At 70.0% G+C, this 14,374-nt stretch carries 20 protein-coding genes; 7 read left to right on the top strand and 13 right to left on the bottom strand.

Translation table 11 applies throughout. The features are described from left to right. Nucleotides 1–54 precede the first annotated feature (54 nt). The 4 genes from pyrH to QOL69_RS07155 all read left to right on the top strand — a co-directional run bounded on the left by pyrH (nt 55) and on the right by QOL69_RS07155 (nt 3,795). On the top strand, nt 55–774 hold the full coding sequence (gene pyrH, locus QOL69_RS07170; protein WP_283402643.1) for a UMP kinase: 720 nt from the start codon (nt 55–57) through the stop codon (nt 772–774). Then, nucleotides 771–2,501, top strand: coding sequence for a lysine--tRNA ligase (gene lysS, locus QOL69_RS07165; RefSeq protein WP_283402642.1), 1,731 nt, complete (start codon nt 771–773; stop codon nt 2,499–2,501). The genes pyrH and lysS overlap by 4 nt, the downstream gene beginning before the upstream one ends. Further along, the gene (locus tag QOL69_RS07160; RefSeq protein ID WP_283402641.1) at nt 2,502–2,786 is read left to right on the top strand and encodes a DUF7573 domain-containing protein; all 285 of its coding nucleotides are present in this window, start codon (nt 2,502–2,504) and stop codon (nt 2,784–2,786) included. A gap of 97 nt (nt 2,787–2,883) precedes the next feature. Continuing rightward, a complete protein-coding gene (locus tag QOL69_RS07155) occupies nt 2,884–3,795 on the top strand; it encodes a sensor histidine kinase (protein ID WP_283402640.1) in 912 nt (303 codons plus the stop codon). Here QOL69_RS07155 and QOL69_RS07150 read toward each other — a convergent pair. The 4 genes from QOL69_RS07150 to QOL69_RS07135 form a co-directional block, all read right to left on the bottom strand. Then, nucleotides 3,779–3,913, bottom strand: coding sequence for a hypothetical protein (locus tag QOL69_RS07150; RefSeq protein WP_004597316.1), 135 nt, complete (start codon nt 3,911–3,913; stop codon nt 3,779–3,781). The two genes, QOL69_RS07155 and QOL69_RS07150, sit on opposite strands and share 17 nt — an antisense overlap. A gap of 113 nt (nt 3,914–4,026) precedes the next feature. Next, nucleotides 4,027–4,320: a DUF5808 domain-containing protein gene (locus QOL69_RS07145; protein WP_048078194.1), complete on the bottom strand. Its 294-nt coding sequence runs from the start codon at nt 4,318–4,320 to the stop codon at nt 4,027–4,029. A gap of 100 nt (nt 4,321–4,420) precedes the next feature. Beyond that, entirely contained in the window at nt 4,421–6,145 is a 1,725-nt protein-coding gene (locus tag QOL69_RS07140) for a bifunctional N(6)-L-threonylcarbamoyladenine synthase/serine/threonine protein kinase (protein WP_283402639.1), read from the bottom strand. Between the two features lie 10 nt (nt 6,146–6,155). After that, entirely contained in the window at nt 6,156–6,461 is a 306-nt protein-coding gene (locus QOL69_RS07135) for a 30S ribosomal protein S24e (RefSeq protein WP_283402638.1), read from the bottom strand. A 149-nt stretch (nt 6,462–6,610) separates the two neighbouring features. Here QOL69_RS07135 and QOL69_RS07130 point away from each other — a divergent pair, with 149 nt between their 5' ends. Continuing rightward, a complete protein-coding gene (locus tag QOL69_RS07130; RefSeq protein ID WP_283402637.1) occupies nt 6,611–7,195 on the top strand; it encodes a hypothetical protein in 585 nt (194 codons plus the stop codon). A 19-nt stretch (nt 7,196–7,214) separates the two neighbouring features. On the opposite strand, the gene QOL69_RS07125 is transcribed toward QOL69_RS07130, so the two are convergent. From QOL69_RS07125 to QOL69_RS07105, 5 genes are read right to left on the bottom strand one after another with little or no spacing between them, the layout of a single operon-like run. Continuing rightward, nucleotides 7,215–7,880, bottom strand: coding sequence for a GTP-dependent dephospho-CoA kinase family protein (locus QOL69_RS07125; RefSeq protein ID WP_283402636.1), 666 nt, complete (start codon nt 7,878–7,880; stop codon nt 7,215–7,217). A 28-nt stretch (nt 7,881–7,908) separates the two neighbouring features. Then, on the bottom strand, nt 7,909–8,106 hold the full coding sequence (spt4, locus tag QOL69_RS07120) for a transcription elongation factor subunit Spt4 (protein WP_283402635.1): 198 nt from the start codon (nt 8,104–8,106) through the stop codon (nt 7,909–7,911). Beyond that, complete coding sequence (locus tag QOL69_RS07115) at nt 8,106–8,681, bottom strand: DNA-directed RNA polymerase (RefSeq protein WP_004597309.1); 576 nt, start codon at nt 8,679–8,681, stop codon at nt 8,106–8,108. Before QOL69_RS07115 ends, spt4 begins: the two co-directional genes overlap by 1 nt. A gap of 21 nt (nt 8,682–8,702) precedes the next feature. Then, on the bottom strand, nt 8,703–9,173 hold the full coding sequence (locus QOL69_RS07110) for a DUF188 domain-containing protein (RefSeq protein WP_283402634.1): 471 nt from the start codon (nt 9,171–9,173) through the stop codon (nt 8,703–8,705). 1 nt (nt 9,174) lies between these two features. Then, nucleotides 9,175–10,419 (bottom strand): translation initiation factor IF-2 subunit gamma, encoded by a 1,245-nt coding sequence (locus QOL69_RS07105; protein WP_283402633.1) that lies wholly within the window; start codon nt 10,417–10,419, stop codon nt 9,175–9,177. Between the two features lie 556 nt (nt 10,420–10,975). Between QOL69_RS07105 and QOL69_RS07100 the strand changes: the two genes are divergently transcribed. Continuing rightward, nucleotides 10,976–11,521, top strand: coding sequence for a DUF5810 domain-containing protein (locus QOL69_RS07100; protein ID WP_283402632.1), 546 nt, complete (start codon nt 10,976–10,978; stop codon nt 11,519–11,521). A gap of 36 nt (nt 11,522–11,557) precedes the next feature. Next, on the top strand, nt 11,558–11,995 hold the full coding sequence (locus tag QOL69_RS07095; protein ID WP_283402631.1) for a DUF5809 family protein: 438 nt from the start codon (nt 11,558–11,560) through the stop codon (nt 11,993–11,995). A gap of 137 nt (nt 11,996–12,132) precedes the next feature. Here the strand turns inward: QOL69_RS07095 and QOL69_RS07090 are convergent, their stop codons facing one another. The 4 genes from QOL69_RS07090 to QOL69_RS07075 form a co-directional block, all read right to left on the bottom strand. Beyond that, entirely contained in the window at nt 12,133–12,399 is a 267-nt protein-coding gene (locus tag QOL69_RS07090; protein WP_283402630.1) for an elongation factor 1-beta, read from the bottom strand. 1 nt (nt 12,400) lies between these two features. Then, nucleotides 12,401–12,580, bottom strand: a complete 180-nt coding sequence (locus QOL69_RS07085; RefSeq protein WP_283402629.1) for an HVO_2753 family zinc finger protein — start codon at nt 12,578–12,580, stop codon at nt 12,401–12,403. 133 nt (nt 12,581–12,713) lie between these two features. Next, a complete protein-coding gene (locus QOL69_RS07080) occupies nt 12,714–13,949 on the bottom strand; it encodes a tripartite tricarboxylate transporter permease (RefSeq protein WP_283402628.1) in 1,236 nt (411 codons plus the stop codon). A 135-nt stretch (nt 13,950–14,084) separates the two neighbouring features. Next, a complete protein-coding gene (locus tag QOL69_RS07075; protein WP_283402627.1) occupies nt 14,085–14,279 on the bottom strand; it encodes a 30S ribosomal protein S17e in 195 nt (64 codons plus the stop codon). Between the last annotated feature and the right edge of the window lie 95 nt (nt 14,280–14,374).

Genomic DNA, 14,374 nt, shown 5'->3' with positions numbered 1-14,374 from the left:
CGACGCGTCCGGGCTTGACAATCCTTAAGACCGCGACAGGGGTACTCGTCGGCAATGAGAGTCGTCGTTTCTGTCGGCGGAAGCGTGCTCGCGCCGGACCTCGACCCCGAGCGCGTGGCCGCGTACGCCGAGGCGATCGAACGGCTGGTCACCGACGGCTGCGAGGTGGGAGTCGTCGTCGGCGGGGGCGGCGTCGCCCGCGAGTACATCGAAACGGCCCGCGACATCGGGGCCAACGAGGTCGAACTCGACCAGCTCGGCATCGGTACCACCCGCCTCAACGCGCGCCTGCTGATCGCCGCGCTCGGCGACCGCGCGAACCTCGCGCCCGCGACCGACTACGAGGAGGCGGGGGCGGCGCTCCGCCGGAACGAGGCCGCGGTGATGGGCGGCGTCACGCCCGGGCAGACGACGGACGCGGTCGCCGCCGCGTTCGCCGAGTCGGTCGATGCCGACCTGCTCGTGTACGCCACGAGTGCCGACGGCGTGTACGACGCCGACCCCAACGCCGACCCCGACGCGACGCAGTTCGCGTCGCTGTCGCCGGCCGAACTCGTCGAGGTCGTCCTCCCGATGAGCCGGAACGCGGGCGCGTCCGCGCCCGTCGACCTGCTCGCGGCGAAGCTGATCGACCGAGCGGGAATCCGGTCGATCGTCCTCGACGGGACCGACCCGACCGACGTCGTCGAGGCCGTCCTCCGCGGCGACCACACGGGGACCGACGTGGTGCCGGCCGATGGGAGCGAACCGAGCTACTGGGCGGGAGAGCGATGAGCGCTGACGACACCTCCGGCGATCCGGCAGACTCCCCGGCCGACGATTCCCCGCACATCCTCTCCGAGGCGTCCGCGCTCGACGACGAGGAGGCAGCCGACGACCGGGCGGACGAGACCTTCCACGCCTTCTGGGCCGACGTGGTCGCCGACGAGGTCGAGGCGCGAGACCCCGACGAGCCGATCGTGATCAAGGGCGGCGTTTCCCCCTCCGGCGTCGCGCACCTCGGGAACTTCAACGAGATCATGCGCGGCTACTTCGTCGCCGAGGTGCTTCGCGACCGCGGCCACGAGGTCCGGCAGGTGTTCACCTCCGACGACAAGGACCCGCTGCGGAAGGTCCCGCGCAAACTGGCGAACGCGGACGGCGACATCGTCGGGCTCGGCGAGGTCGACGCGGGCGCGCTCGGCCGCAACCTCGGCAAGCCGTACACGTCGATCCCGGACCCGTTCGGGGAGTCCGAGTCGTACGCGGCCCACTTCGCCGGTCTGCTGAAGGCCGACGCCGACCGACTGAACGTCCCCGTCGAGATGCTCTCGAACACCGAGCTGTACGCCGACGGCGACTTCGACGATGCGGTCCGAACCGTCCTCGGCGATGTCGACCGCGTCCGCGAGGTGCTCGGAGCGTACCAGGACAAGGTCGACGACGAGTACGTCCCCTTCAACCCCGTCTGCGAGGCGTGCGGGAAGGTGACCGAGACGGTGACGGCCATCGACCTCGACGGCGAGACCGTCGAGTACGTCTGTACCGACATGGACGCCGGCGGCAACACCATCGAGGGATGCGGGCACGAGGGGACCGCGACGTTCCGGGAGGGGAAGCTCCCGTGGCGGCTGGAGTGGCCCGCCCAGTGGGACGTCCTCGGCGTCGACTTCGAGCCGTTCGGCAAGGACCACGCGGAGGGGTCGTGGCCCTCCGGCGTCGACGTCGCCCGGAACGTGTTCGGCGAGGAGCCGCCCGTACCGATGGTGTACGAGTGGTTCACGCTCAACGGCGAGGCGTTCTCCTCCTCCGAGGGCAACGTCGTCACTGTTCAGGAGCTGTTAGAACTGCTCGAACCCGAGGTGCTGCGCTACTTCTTCGCGCTCCACCCGAAGAAGGCGCGCGACCTCGACATCGAGCGGCTCGACCAGCTCGTCGACCGCTTCGACCGGTTCGAACGCGCCTACTTCGGCGAGGTCGACGACCCGGACCTGACCGCCTTCGCCGAGCGCGCCTATCCATTCGTCGTCGGTCGCGTCGACGACCCGCCGACGGAGAAACCCATCCGGCTCCCGTACACGTTCGCGGCGGTCCTCGGCATGGTCGACGACCCCGACTTCCGCGAGCGACTCGCCCGCGACGAGGGACACATTCCGGACGACGCGGACGCAGACGCGGTCGACGCCGCGCTCGCCCGCGTGGAGCAGGCCCGAAACTGGGCGGAGCGGACCGGAAACGAGTACGATTACCGCCTCCAGACCGACCTCCCCGCGGTCGAGTTCGACGACGACGTCGCGGCCGCGCTCGACGACCTCGCCGACTTCGTCGTAGAGGGCCACGACGGCGAGGAGATCCAGGGAGCGATGTACGAGACCGCCCGCGACCACGACGTCGAGGTGAGCGACTTCTTCGCGGCGGGCTACCGCCTGTTCTTCGACGACACGCAGGGACCGCGGCTCGGCGAGTTCCTCGGCGAACTGGAGCGCGACTACGTCGTCGACCGGCTGCGCCGGGAGGCGTAGATGTCCGAGGACCGTTCGCTCGACGACTTCGCCCCGGACGCCGACGGCGAGACCGGTGATGCCGGAACCGACGGCGCTGTCGACACCGAGCCGGACGGTGCCGTCGACGACTCGACCGACGCCAAGTCGGACGCCGCTGCTGACGCCTCAGACGACGTTGACCCCGCGACCGCCACCTCGACGTGGCACGCAGAGGGCACGGCCTGCGACCGGTGCGGCGAGCGCGTCGAGCGCCGCTGGCGCGACGGTGAGGCCTTCGTCTGTGCGGACTGTGCCTCGTGGTGAGCCCCCGCCGTTCCGGCGTCGGGCGGTCAAAGCTTAAGCCGTCGGCCGCAGACGTGTTTCGCACGAGAATATTCATTGGGTTATAAATTAAATATAAATGAAATGTAGATTGGAACTCGTCTACGGCCGGTCCGCGACCGCTCTCACGGCGGCGTACCTCTGTGTCGGGGCGCTGTTCGCGGTCGCGGCCGACCTCGCGGTCGCCTCCGCGACTGGGACCGCGGCCGCGTGGACGCCGACGCGTCTCGTCGGCGACTGGCTGTTGGTCGCCGGGTCCGGTGGGGTTCTCTACGGGGCGGTCACCTACCACCGCCGCCGGGCGGAGACCGCCCATCGGGACCTCGAAACCTCCAACCAGCAGCTACAGGTGTTGAGTCGGGTGTTCCGTCACAACGTCCGAAACGACCTCAACGTGATCCGCGGGTACGCGGACCTCCTCGGCGACCGGGTCGACGACGACCGGAGCGAGGGGTACGTCGAGACGATCCGAGAGACAACCGACGACGTCGTCGCGATAAGCGAGAAGCTCCGAGTGATCGAGGACGCGTCCTCCGAGCCCCCGGACGGCCGCGTCGACCTCGTCGATGCGGTCCGCGAGGCGGTCGGATCCGTCGACGTCGACGACGCCGAGGTCACGGTTGAGACCCCCTCGGCGGCGTGGATCCGCGCGGACGACTCCGTCGCGTTCCCGATCCGCGAGGTGTTCGAGAACGCGGTCACGCACAACAACGGGTCGACCCGACGCGTCGAGGCGACGATCCGCGAGAACGGGACGACCACGTGTCTGGAGGTCACCGACAACGGCCCGGGGATCCCCCCGGACGAGCGCGCCGTGTTACAGGCCGAAGAGGAGACGGCGCTCTCGCACGCGAGCAGCATCGGGCTGTGGCTGGTCAAGTGGATGTGCGAGACGCAGGGCGGCACCGTTCGGTTCGAGGCGGGCGACGACGGCACCACGGTTCGGCTCCGGTTCGAGTCGACGACCCCGCCCGCTACTCCAACTCGGTGATAGTCACGGCGTACACCGCGCCGCAGTTTCCGCATTCCACGTGAACCCCGCGGCTGGTCTCCCCCCGGGTGAACTCGGAGATCTCCTCCGAACACGAACACTCGAACTGTACCTTCATTGACTCCCCTCCGTTCTTCTCGTATTTAAACGAACCCGATACGGAATCAACGACGAAAAACGGCGACCGCGTTACCGTGGCGCACGGATTGCGGTCCGCCGGCCGCAGCCAGGTCAGTCGTCGTCGACGATCACTTCGACAGGTCCGTCGTCGTCCTCGGACGCCCCCTCCTCGGAGACGGCCGCGCCGCCGGACTGCTGTTGCTGGTAGTACAGCCCGCCGGCGACCGCGAGGACGACCCACGACCGCCAGTTGGCGAGGTTCAGCGTGTAGCCGATGCCGAACGGCTTCTCGACGAGCATCCCCTTGTCGGGCTGCCAGTACGACGAGAGCAGCCGTCCGAGGCTCGGACGCTCGAAGTTGTACGGAATGCCGAGAATCTCTCCCGACGACTGTTTGTCTGCCATACGACTCACTCTATCGGCCGGCACTATAAATCGTGGCGCAACCGCTCTCCGATCGCGCCGCGCGGCCCGGCCGTCCGGCGGGCCGTTCGCTTCAGCGCCGTCAGCGGTACCGACCGCGGTCGGCGACGTCCCGAAGCCGGTCGAGGACCTCAGGGTCGCCAGCGGACTCGTACCCCGCCTCGAACGCCGCGGTCAGCGGATCGGGGTCGGCCGCGGTCGCCCGGACCGACCCCTCGAACACGTGGAGGTCCATCGCGTGGTCCTCGACGTGACCCGTGTGGTAGCCGAGTCCGAAGTCGATCAGGTACGTCCCCGACGTCTCGTTCGACTCGCCCCCGCGTCCGGCCGATTCGGCGGTGTCGGGAGACACCCGGACGTTCCGGGTGGTCGGGTCGCCGTGAACCATTCCCGCGCGGTGGAGCCGCGCGAGATGGCGGCCGACGGTCTCGGTCCACCGTTCGTCGAGGGCGGCCGCGAGGTCCCGATCACCGACGTACTGGAGGGTCAGCGTCGCGGTCGCGAGGTCGATGTCGTACACGAGCGGGGTCGGGACGCCCGCGCGCCGCGCCTCGCTCGCCAGCCGGGCCTCCGCGACGGTCCGGTCGCGCCTGAGCGTCCGGTCCAGCTCCGGGTGTCGGTACGACTTCGCCACGCGCCGCTTGGTCACGCGGCGGTTGTCGCCCGTCCCGGTGACCGCGACGGTCGCCTCCGCGCCGCGGCGGTCGGCCGGTTCCCCGTCCGTCGTTTCCCCGCCCGTCGTCTCTGCGCCCGCCGCCTCTCCCCCACTGCCGGGGACCCGCGCGACGGACTCGCCCGTCCGCCACGTCACCGGCACCTGATCCGGTCTGAAGTTCGGGTCGACCGCGGACTCTGCGATCGGGACGGTGTCGCCCGCGGCGGCCATCTTCGCGCCCAGCACCGCGATCATCCCCGCGTTGTCCCGGAGGAAGCGCGGCTTCGGCGCGAAAAACTCCGCGCCGCGGGCCTCGCACATCGCGGCCAGCATCTCCCGCAGACGGTCGTTCTGTGCGACGCCGCCGCCCAACACGAGTTCGTCCGCGCCCGTCAGCGACAGCGCGCGCTCCGACACCTCCGCGAGCATCGCGAACACGTGTTCCTGAAGCGAAAAGCAGATCCGCTCCACGGCGACGCCGTCGTCCGCGGCGTCGTTGGCTGCCGAGCTGATCCCGGAGAAGGAGAAGTCCATCCCCTTGACGACGTAGGGGAGATCGAGGAGGTCGGCGGCGACATCGTCGCCGTCCGCCGCGTACTCCGTCGCCGCCGCCTCGACCTTCGGCCCACCGGGGTGACTCCACCCGACGTGGCGCGTGAACTTGTCTATCGCGTTGCCCACGCCCGCGTCCATCGTCTCGCCGAGCACGCGGTACCGCCCGTCGTGATAGCCGAGCAGGTGGGCGTTCGCTCCCGAGGCGTTCAGGCAGACCGGGTTATCGAAGCCCGACTGGTGACGACCGATCTCAAGGTGCGCCACCATGTGGTTGACGCCGACCAGCGGGACGTCGAGCGTCCCGGCTAGGGACCGCGCCGCGGTCCCGACGATCCGGAGACAGGGACCGAGCCCCGGCCCGCGCGAGAACGCGACCGCGTCGATCGCGTCGGGACCGTGTTCCGCCTCGGCCGCGGTCAACACCCGGTCGACGACCTCCGGGATCGCCTCGGACATGTGCTCGGCGGCCTCGCGCGGGTGAATGCCGCCGCTGTCCGGCTCGTAGGGGTCCGATTCGATGAGAACGGAGTCGGTCTCGGCGTCGTACAGCGCGGCGCTCGCACACCACGCGGTACCCTCGATGCCGAGAACTCGCATCCGGCGGGCGTTAGGCTTCCTCGGCGTCCGCCTCTTCGTCGCCGATCTTGTTGCGTTCGAGCATGTGGTCCTGCTCGACGTCTAAGGCGTCGGCGGCCGAGTCGTACACCTTCGCGTAGCCGATCGTCTTGCGCATGCCGAACTTCGTGTCGAGCTCGTGGACGACGACCTCCTCGGAGTCCTTGTCGAGCTTGGCGGCGAGCGAGTCACGGACCGACAGCCGCGAGGGGGTGGCCTCCTCGTGGGTCGTCTCGAATCGGATGTCCGTGCGGTGCAACATCGGGTTCTCCTCCTCGGAGATGATATCGACGTCCATGGTTCAGTTGGACGTATATCCCCTCGAAAGCTGTAAAAGGATTTCGAAGCGGGGGTGTCCCCGCCGAACTGCCCGCCGACCGTCGACCGTGCGCCCGGTTCGGCGTCAGGGTTTCAGTCCTCTGGTCCGTGAGTTCAGTTAGCACGCGGATGTCCGACGACGACGCCCGATTCGACCCGACGAACCGCTCGCAGTACGACCTCGTCCGGGCGGCGAACGTCATCGTTCCGCTGTCGCCGATCCGGAAGGCCCGGATCTGCGGCGTCGTAGCGCTCTTCGGCGCGCTCACGGCCCCGGTCGTCGCGACGCTGCCCGCGGCCGTTCGGGAGGCGGGCTTCTCCGGCCCGCCGGCGGCGACTCCGCTCGGCGTCGCGGCCGTCGTGCTGGTCGGCACCATCGCCGCCGGCGGGGCCGGTCTCGGTCTCGTCGCGCTCCAGCGACGCCTCGCCCGCGGTCCCGAGCCGAGCGACGCCGCCGTCTGGTCGTTTCTCGCCGCGGAGGACGCGCTCAGCGGAATCGGGTTCGTCACCGGCGGGCTCGGCGTCGGCGTCGGTCTCTCGCTACTGGCGAGCGGTCACTGGGGGGTCGAGGCGCTCGAAGCGCTTCACCGAAACGGGATCGAGCCGTACCTCGCGGTGTCGACGGTTCCGGTGACGCCGCGACTGACGAGCGCGGTCGCGCTGACGACCGGGCTCGCCGTCCTCGCAGCGACAGTCGTCGTCGACCGCGAGTAAACGCTCGCTCGGCGGCGATCTACGCTCTCTCGTCCGAGTCGTCGCCGTCCGAATCGACGCCCTCGCCGGCCGCGTCGTCACCGCCGATCCTGTTCGGGTCGACGCCGAGAATCTCGTACGCGGCCGCCGTGTCGCCCGCCAGTCCATCGAACAGCTCCTTCGCCCGCCGTCGGGTCTCGGGCGTGACCGCCACGCGGACCATCCCCTCGCCCGGCTGCCCGTAGACGACGGTCGACCCGAGCGGTGCCGCGAGCATCGCCGGCAGCGCCGCCAAGTCCTCCTCGCCGACCACCTCGATCGTCACCGGGTCGGCGGCCGCGAGCGCCCCGGAGAGCGCGTCGAACAGTGCGGTCGACAGCGCCGCCGCCGGGTTCTCGACGGTCGTCCGTCGCTCTTCCGTCCCCGCGAGCGCGGTCGCTATCTCCTCGCGGACCGCCTCGCGCTCCGTCTTCCCGTCGACCAGCGCCACGTCCGGCACGCGACCGGCCTCCCGGAGGTGGTAGGTGACCACGTCGCCCACCGCGATCAGCTGGGGGCGGTCCGCCGCGGAGCCGTGTCGCTCGCGGGTCTCGTCGACGGCTTCGAGGAGGGCGGCGGCGTCGGTCGTCACCGGTCCAAGCGGCTCTTTGAACGCGTCGCGCAGCGATTCGGGCAGCGTGAGAAGGGGACCGGACGAGTCGGTCATCGGGTTCGATCGGTGACGATAGGGACGGTTACCGGACCTTGAGCGCGTACGCGCCCGCCTCGGAGACGTTCATCTCCTCGGCGATCTGGCTGTCCGCGGGCTTGCTGATGATGACGTAGCCCGCCCAGTCCTCAGTCAGCGACGACGACCCACAGAGCGCGCAGGTCTGGGCGTCGGGGTCGTTGACGTGGTGACACTCGCGACACGCCAGGCGGTCCTCGGCCATCAGTCGGCCTCCTCACCGGTCTGTTCGCGGTGTTTCCGCTGGCCTTCGAGCCACTCGTGTTTGCCGAGACCGGGCTGTTTCGCCGTGAGTCCGATCTTCGAGTCCCGCGGGTTGCGCTCGTCGATGCTCTTGGTGACGACGCGGACGCGCACGGCGTCGTCGACCCCAAGCGTCTTGTCGGAGTCCGACGAGGCGAGCTGCTGGTTCGCGCCGTCGAATGTGAGGTACTCGTCGGTGATCTGCGAGACGTGGAGGAGGCCGTCCACCGGACCGATCCCGACGAAGGCACCGAACTCCACCGTCTCGACGACGGTGCCGTCGGCGACCTCCTGCATGTCGGGGTCGTAGGTGAGCGCGTCGAACTCTGCCTCGTAGTAGACGCCGGGCCGGTTGTGTAACACCGCCCCCTCGCCGATGTCGTGAACCTCGATGACGCTCACGACGCTGCCGACGTCCTCGTCCATCCGTCCTTCCAGCTTGTCTTGGAGCAGAGCTTTCACCCGCTCGTCGGTGACGTCCGCCAGGTGCTTCGGCGGGACCTCGACCGTGTCCTTGAGTCGAACTCGTTTGTACATGTTGTTGGTTGTCCGCGGCCGCTATGGTTCCGTTATCGCCAGTGTGTTCCGACCCCTTAAACCGATTACTGGTGCGCCCGCGTCCAGCACCCGGGTCGCGAGGGGTCCGTCGACCGTGACGACGGCGTCGGCCCGGCCGGCCGCGGCCAGGGCGACGAGCGCGTCGTCGGCGTACGATTCGTCCGTCTCGACCGGTTCCGCCCGCGTCGCGAGGTCCGCCCCGACGCTCGCGGCGGTCGCCTCCGCTCCGTTTCCGCGCTGGAGCCCGTCGAGTTCCGCGGTCACCGTCGCCGGCACCACGGTCTCGTAGCCGCCGAGGAGCCGATCTAACTCCTCGAACAGCCGGAGGTCAGCTTCGACCGGGGCCATCAGGGCGCTCGCGTCGAGCGCGACGACGGGAACGCCGCCGGTCTCGTCTCCTGAGAACCTCTCCGCGTGGGCGTCGCCCGCGGCGGTCGGTTTCCGACCGTCCGCGCGGGCGTCGTCGGCCACGCTACGCGAGGGTCCCGACGCCGATGAGTCGCCAGCGCGCGCCGACGCGCCGGTTGATCGCGATCTGTGCGCCCTCCTCGGCGCAGACGGGCCGCTTGAGGCTCACCTCGCACTCGCCGTCGCGCGCGCTCGTCACGGCACCGACCGTCGTCGCCGTGCCCACCGTGAGCATCAGCGGTTCGCCGGTGCTGATCTCCTCGATGTCGCTCTCGCCGCTCTCGTCGTCCTCCTTGCCGACGACGCGGTCGAGGAGGTCGACTGTCATCTCGAACTCTTCGCGGGTCGGCGGGAGCGTCCCCGGCTCGCCCGCGACCTGCCCGGCGAGGGCGTCGCCCTTCGTCAGGCTCGGATCGAGTCCGGTGCCGACGCCGAGGAGTCCCCCGGGGTGGGCGGTCTCGACGTCGTGGTCGCCCGCCTGAAGCGAGCGGACGGTCGTTTCGAGGGGCCGCCACTCCGTCTGACCCTCCTCGTCGACCTCGCGGCCCGGGCGGATCTCCAGCCCGTCGCCGACCGACAGCTCGCCCGCGACGAGCGAGCCGCCGACGACGCCGCCCTTGAGGTCCTCGGCGGTCGCGCCCGGTCGGTTGATGTCGAACGAGCGGGCCGCGTACATCCGGGCGTGCTCGCTCGGGTCGCGCTCGGGCGTCGGGATCTCGGACTCGATGGCGTCGATGAGGAGGTCGAGGTTGACCTCCTGTTGGGCCGAGACGGGGACGATCGGCGCGTCCTCGGCGACCGTGCCCTCGACGAACTCCTGGATCTGCTGGTAGTTGTCGACGGCGCGGTCGCGGTCGACCAGGTCCACCTTGTTCTGCGCGATGACGATGTTCTCGATGCCGATGAGATCGAGCGCCATCAGGTGTTCTTCCGTCTGGGCCTGCGGGACGTCCTCGGTCGCGCTCACGACGAGGACCGCCCCGTCCATGATCGAGGCACCCGACAGCATCGTCGCCATCAGCGTCTCGTGGCCCGGCGCGTCGACGAACGACACCGTCCGGACCGGCTCGCTCGCGGAGCCGTCCTCGCACTCCTCGTCGACGGTGTAACACTCCGGCTCGTCGACGCCGGGACAGCGGCGGAACGTCGCGTCCGCGTACCCCAGCCGTATCGAGATGCCGCGTTTCATCTCCTCGCTGTGCTGGTCGGTCCACGAGCCGGACAACGCCTGTACCAGCGTCGTCTTCCCGTGGTCGACGTGACCGACGAGACCGATGTTCACCTCCGGTTGTGTGTTGGCTTCAGTCACTGTTGGACCTCCTAACGGAGTAGTCTTACCGAAAATTCGCCCCGTGCGAGTGATAAAGTTGCTGTTATCGATACAGGACGGCGACGACTCGATTTATAAACAATCGGCGGTCGGCGCGTGCCGACGAGCGCCCGCAGGGCGCGAGTCGCACGCGCGAGGGAGTCGCTGGCTGTCGAGCGAAGCGAAGACCGCCAGCGACGAGGCTGGGGAGGCGTGAGGTGCGGTCGCTGTGCGGTGCGGGGCGGGATTCGAAGGGGCAGCCGCGAGGACGAAGCACGACGAAGTAAGCACCGCAAGGGAGTGAGCGAAGCGAACGACCGAGGAGCACAGCGAGTCGCGCGAGTCCCGCGAGCGAAAGCGAGCGGGACCACGAAAGACGCAGCGCCGAGCGAAGCGAGGCGACCGTCTTTCGGAGGTCCTCGCGGCTGGGGCTTCGACGGTGTTCTCGGTTGGCTCGCTCGCAATGAAACCGACCACATCGTCCCGATCGGTCGACACTTTCCATACGTATGAGGCCGACGCGGCTTTACGGCTCACCGACGAACCCACGCCCGACATGGGATACGCGTGCCCCGTCTGTGACACCCCGCAGCGCGACGGCGAACACCTCGCGCACCACCTCGCGTTCACCGCGATGCTCCACGGCGGCGACCACGAGGACTGGCTCGACGAGCACGTCGCCGACTGGGGCGACAGGGAGCCGGCGGGGCTCGCGGCCGAGGTGACGCCCCACGCCGACGACGCCGAGTACAACGAGGTGTTCGAGGACACCGTCTCCCGCGGTCGCCCGGACGTGGGGATGGGGTCGGGTGCGACCGCGAGCGACGCCGGTCACGGTGGCGACCACGCGGGCCACGACCACGCAGGCCACGACCACGGCCACGATCACGACCACTCCGGGCAGAGCGGGTCCCCCGGAGTCGGCGTTCCCGACCCCGACGCGCTCGACGACCCGGCCGTCGTGGAGGCGATCCGCGAGGCGCGCGAGCTGACCCGAGAGGCGGCCGGAGACGAAGCCGCCGCGGACGACGCCGACCCCGATGCGGGTGACGCGGACGCCGAGGACGACGCCTCCACCGACGCCCCTGACCGCGACGCGTAGCGGAACGCCCTTGCCCGCGCCCGGTCAACGCCGCGTATGGAGACCAGAGGCACGTTCGCTCCCGAGACGCGAGCAGAGGCGCTCGAACGGTACGAGGAGGTCGGTCCCGTCGCGCAGGTCGTCGTCCGCGAGGCGACCAAGGCGATGTCGTTCGACGCCGACGAGTACGACGAGCGCGTCACGCCGGAGGTGATCCGCACCGCGCGCGACGCGACGTTCGCGGAGCTGCTCGCGGTCCACGTCGGCGAGGAGAGCGAGTTCGACGCGTGGCTCGCCGACAGCGACTTCGACGACGGGGACGTGGTCCGGATCGGCTCCGATAACGTCGACAACGTCGTCTGGCACCCGATTCCCTTCGCGGACACGGTGATCGCCGCGACGTACCAGGACGAGCCGGACGCGGCCGCCAGCACCCTCCGGCGCAACGCCTTCGGGCGCGTGTACCGCGAGGAGTTCTACGAGTCGGGCCGGTAACCGACGCGTTCAGACGGCCTCATTCGGCTGCTTCGCGGCCCGACCGCAGTTCACGGCGCAGTCGCTCTTCGAACCGAACGAATTCGCAAAACGGACCGCGAGCGTCGCGAACGCGACGCGTTAGACGGTTCGCCGCCTCAGAGGCGACCGACGTTCTCGACCGCGACCGACTCGACGTCCTCGACCTGCGAGAACGCCTCTTCGACGGCCTCCGTGCCGCCCGCGCCGTCGGGAACGATGACGGTCGGGAGGAGCGCGACCAGCCCGAACGCGACGTCGTCGCGCTCGAAGCCGCGGATCTTTGCGCCCTCGGGCAGGACCTCCTCCAGACGGTCTTGGAGGTCGTCGAGGTCGATGTCGGGACTGTTCGGCATGACCTTGATCTTCGCGGCGACGTCCCCCATCTCAGGGCCCCCGGAAGCCGCAGTCGTGGCACTCGTAGAGGTTGCTCTGCTTCCGGCACTTCGCACACCGGTAGATGGTGGCACCGCAGTCCGGACAGGAGAATCGTGCGGCGTTCATGCCGGACACCTGGATCCCACAGGAGACGCACTGCGGGGTACCCTTCGAGTCGCTCTGGCTCATACACGTACTCACCAGCGCGCGACTTTTAACCGTTGTTCTTTGCCCCGGAACGGTCCGTGCGGCCCGATACCGCACCGCTCGACCGCCCGGACCGCGCCGGCCGGCGGCTCTCTGCCACGCCTCCGTCGCGGCCTCAACCGACGATCAGCGGGCCGATCAGCACGCCCATCAGGTGGACGCGCCGGGTACCGAGCCGCGGCGGGACGAGCCCCAACGCGCCAGCAACGAGGAGGACGCCGACGCCGAACGCCCCGGCGAACGCGTACGAGAGGAGCGCGAGCAACCCCAAAACGCCGAGTGACAGCCGAGTGTAGTCGGCGTTGCCGACGATCCGCAGGTACGGGTCGCCGAGCAGCACGACGAGCGCGAACCCGAAGCACGCGGCGGTCGCGGCCGCGACGAGCAGGATCGGCAACGCGAACGGGACGCCGGCACGGTCGATCGCGACGGTCACGCCCGTCCGCGGCGTTCCGAGCGCGACCAGCGCGAACAGTGCAAATATCGTGTTCGCCGTGTTCGCGCCGCTCGTCGCCACGACGAATCCGCGGTCGGCCGACTTGCGCGGCACCGCCGGCATCGCGGCCACGGCGGCGATTGCGGCCGACACCCCCGGGACGTACCCGACCACCGCGCCCGCGAGCGAGCCGGCGCTGGCGCTCGTCCCGAGGGCGCGCGCGTCCATCGCCATCCGCGGGTCCGCCTGCGGCGGGACGCCATCGCCGCCGAGGGCGTCGACGAGGACGGGAACGCCGAACAGCCCGGCGAAGAGCGGCGCGAGGACGCCCCCGGTCGACAGCGGTGCGGCCGGGTCGGCGTCGAGCGTCGCCAGTCCGAGCGCGGCGCTCGCGAGGAACGCGACCAGTCCGCCGACCGCGGCCCGCCGCGACGACTCCGTGAGCACGAGCAGCGCGACGATGCCCGCCAGCAACACCGGGAGGTGCGCCCGCAGCGTCGGGTACGCCCGGACCATCACCCACGTGATCGGCACCGCCAGCGGCACGGCGAGCGCGACCGCCAGCCCGGAGCCGACCGCGGAGAGCCGGACTGCCTCACGCCCCCGCCCCGCGATCACCAACCGGTGACCGGGAAGCGCGGCGACCGCGGTCGCGGCGTCGGGGACGCCCAGCGCGAGCGCGGGGACGATGTCGAGAAAGGAGTGGACGACGCCCGCGCCGAGCATCGCGACGCCCACGAACAGCGGGTCGGCCGGGACGGACGGGGCGAACCCGGCCAGAAGCAGCGCGAAGTTGTTGGCGTGAAGCCCCGGAACCAGCCCGCTCGCGGTGCCGAGCGCGACGCCGCCGAGCAGGAACGCCAGCGCGCCCGCCGCGAACGTCGGGTCGACCACCGGCCGCACGAGCGCGTCCATCGGCGGTGGTGGCCGCGGCTTCCGGGATAAGCGTCGGGAGGGGCGTCGTCAGATCGAGAAGAGACCCGGCCCGCCGCGGGCGACAACCAAACCTGCTGCTCGACGCTGGCGAAACGAACCGGCAGAGAACTCGCTTTACGCGTGTTTCGCCGCCTGCGCCTTCTTCTGCGTGACGTAGCCCGCGATGCGGTTGCGGACGCCCTTCGACTCGACGGTGGTCAGCGCCGTGACGCTGTCCTTGTTCGTCTCGAAGTCCGTGTTGAACGAGTCGGGATACCGCTCCAGCAGGGCGTTCCCCAGCTGCTTGATGTACTTGGGCTTGATGGCCATACCGAGCGATACCGGTGGCCCGAACTAAAAGGGTTCGTTCCGCCGCGAGCGGCCGCGAGGCGCGGTCCCGACCTCGAATCCGACTCGCCGCGTCG

This window comes from Halorubrum sp. DM2 (assembly GCF_901686465.1).
In the GTDB taxonomy this organism is placed as follows: Archaea; Halobacteriota; Halobacteria; order Halobacteriales; family Haloferacaceae; genus Halorubrum.
This window is presented reverse-complemented; position numbering and strand designations above follow the sequence as displayed.

Excerpts from the sequence above, each read along its gene's own strand:
- pyrH (WP_283402643.1), top strand. The coding sequence starts at position 55 with ATGAGAGTCGTCGTTTCTGTCGGCGGAAGCGTGCTCGCGCCGGACCTC.
- lysS (WP_283402642.1), top strand. The coding sequence starts at position 771 with ATGAGCGCTGACGACACCTCCGGCGATCCGGCAGACTCCCCGGCCGAC.
- QOL69_RS07160 (WP_283402641.1), top strand. The coding sequence starts at position 2,502 with ATGTCCGAGGACCGTTCGCTCGACGACTTCGCCCCGGACGCCGACGGC.
- QOL69_RS07155 (WP_283402640.1), top strand. The coding sequence starts at position 2,884 with ATGAAATGTAGATTGGAACTCGTCTACGGCCGGTCCGCGACCGCTCTC.
- QOL69_RS07150 (WP_004597316.1), bottom strand. The coding sequence starts at position 3,913 with ATGAAGGTACAGTTCGAGTGTTCGTGTTCGGAGGAGATCTCCGAGTTC.
- QOL69_RS07145 (WP_048078194.1), bottom strand. The coding sequence starts at position 4,320 with ATGGCAGACAAACAGTCGTCGGGAGAGATTCTCGGCATTCCGTACAAC.
- QOL69_RS07140 (WP_283402639.1), bottom strand. The coding sequence starts at position 6,145 with ATGCGAGTTCTCGGCATCGAGGGTACCGCGTGGTGTGCGAGCGCCGCG.
- QOL69_RS07135 (WP_283402638.1), bottom strand. The coding sequence starts at position 6,461 with ATGGACGTCGATATCATCTCCGAGGAGGAGAACCCGATGTTGCACCGC.
- QOL69_RS07130 (WP_283402637.1), top strand. The coding sequence starts at position 6,611 with ATGTCCGACGACGACGCCCGATTCGACCCGACGAACCGCTCGCAGTAC.
- QOL69_RS07125 (WP_283402636.1), bottom strand. The coding sequence starts at position 7,880 with ATGACCGACTCGTCCGGTCCCCTTCTCACGCTGCCCGAATCGCTGCGC.
- spt4 (WP_283402635.1), bottom strand. The coding sequence starts at position 8,106 with ATGGCCGAGGACCGCCTGGCGTGTCGCGAGTGTCACCACGTCAACGAC.
- QOL69_RS07115 (WP_004597309.1), bottom strand. The coding sequence starts at position 8,681 with ATGTACAAACGAGTTCGACTCAAGGACACGGTCGAGGTCCCGCCGAAG.
- QOL69_RS07100 (WP_283402632.1), top strand. The coding sequence starts at position 10,976 with ATGGGATACGCGTGCCCCGTCTGTGACACCCCGCAGCGCGACGGCGAA.
- QOL69_RS07095 (WP_283402631.1), top strand. The coding sequence starts at position 11,558 with ATGGAGACCAGAGGCACGTTCGCTCCCGAGACGCGAGCAGAGGCGCTC.
- QOL69_RS07090 (WP_283402630.1), bottom strand. The coding sequence starts at position 12,399 with ATGGGGGACGTCGCCGCGAAGATCAAGGTCATGCCGAACAGTCCCGAC.
- QOL69_RS07085 (WP_283402629.1), bottom strand. The coding sequence starts at position 12,580 with ATGAGCCAGAGCGACTCGAAGGGTACCCCGCAGTGCGTCTCCTGTGGG.
- QOL69_RS07080 (WP_283402628.1), bottom strand. The coding sequence starts at position 13,949 with ATGGACGCGCTCGTGCGGCCGGTGGTCGACCCGACGTTCGCGGCGGGC.
- QOL69_RS07075 (WP_283402627.1), bottom strand. The coding sequence starts at position 14,279 with ATGGCCATCAAGCCCAAGTACATCAAGCAGCTGGGGAACGCCCTGCTG.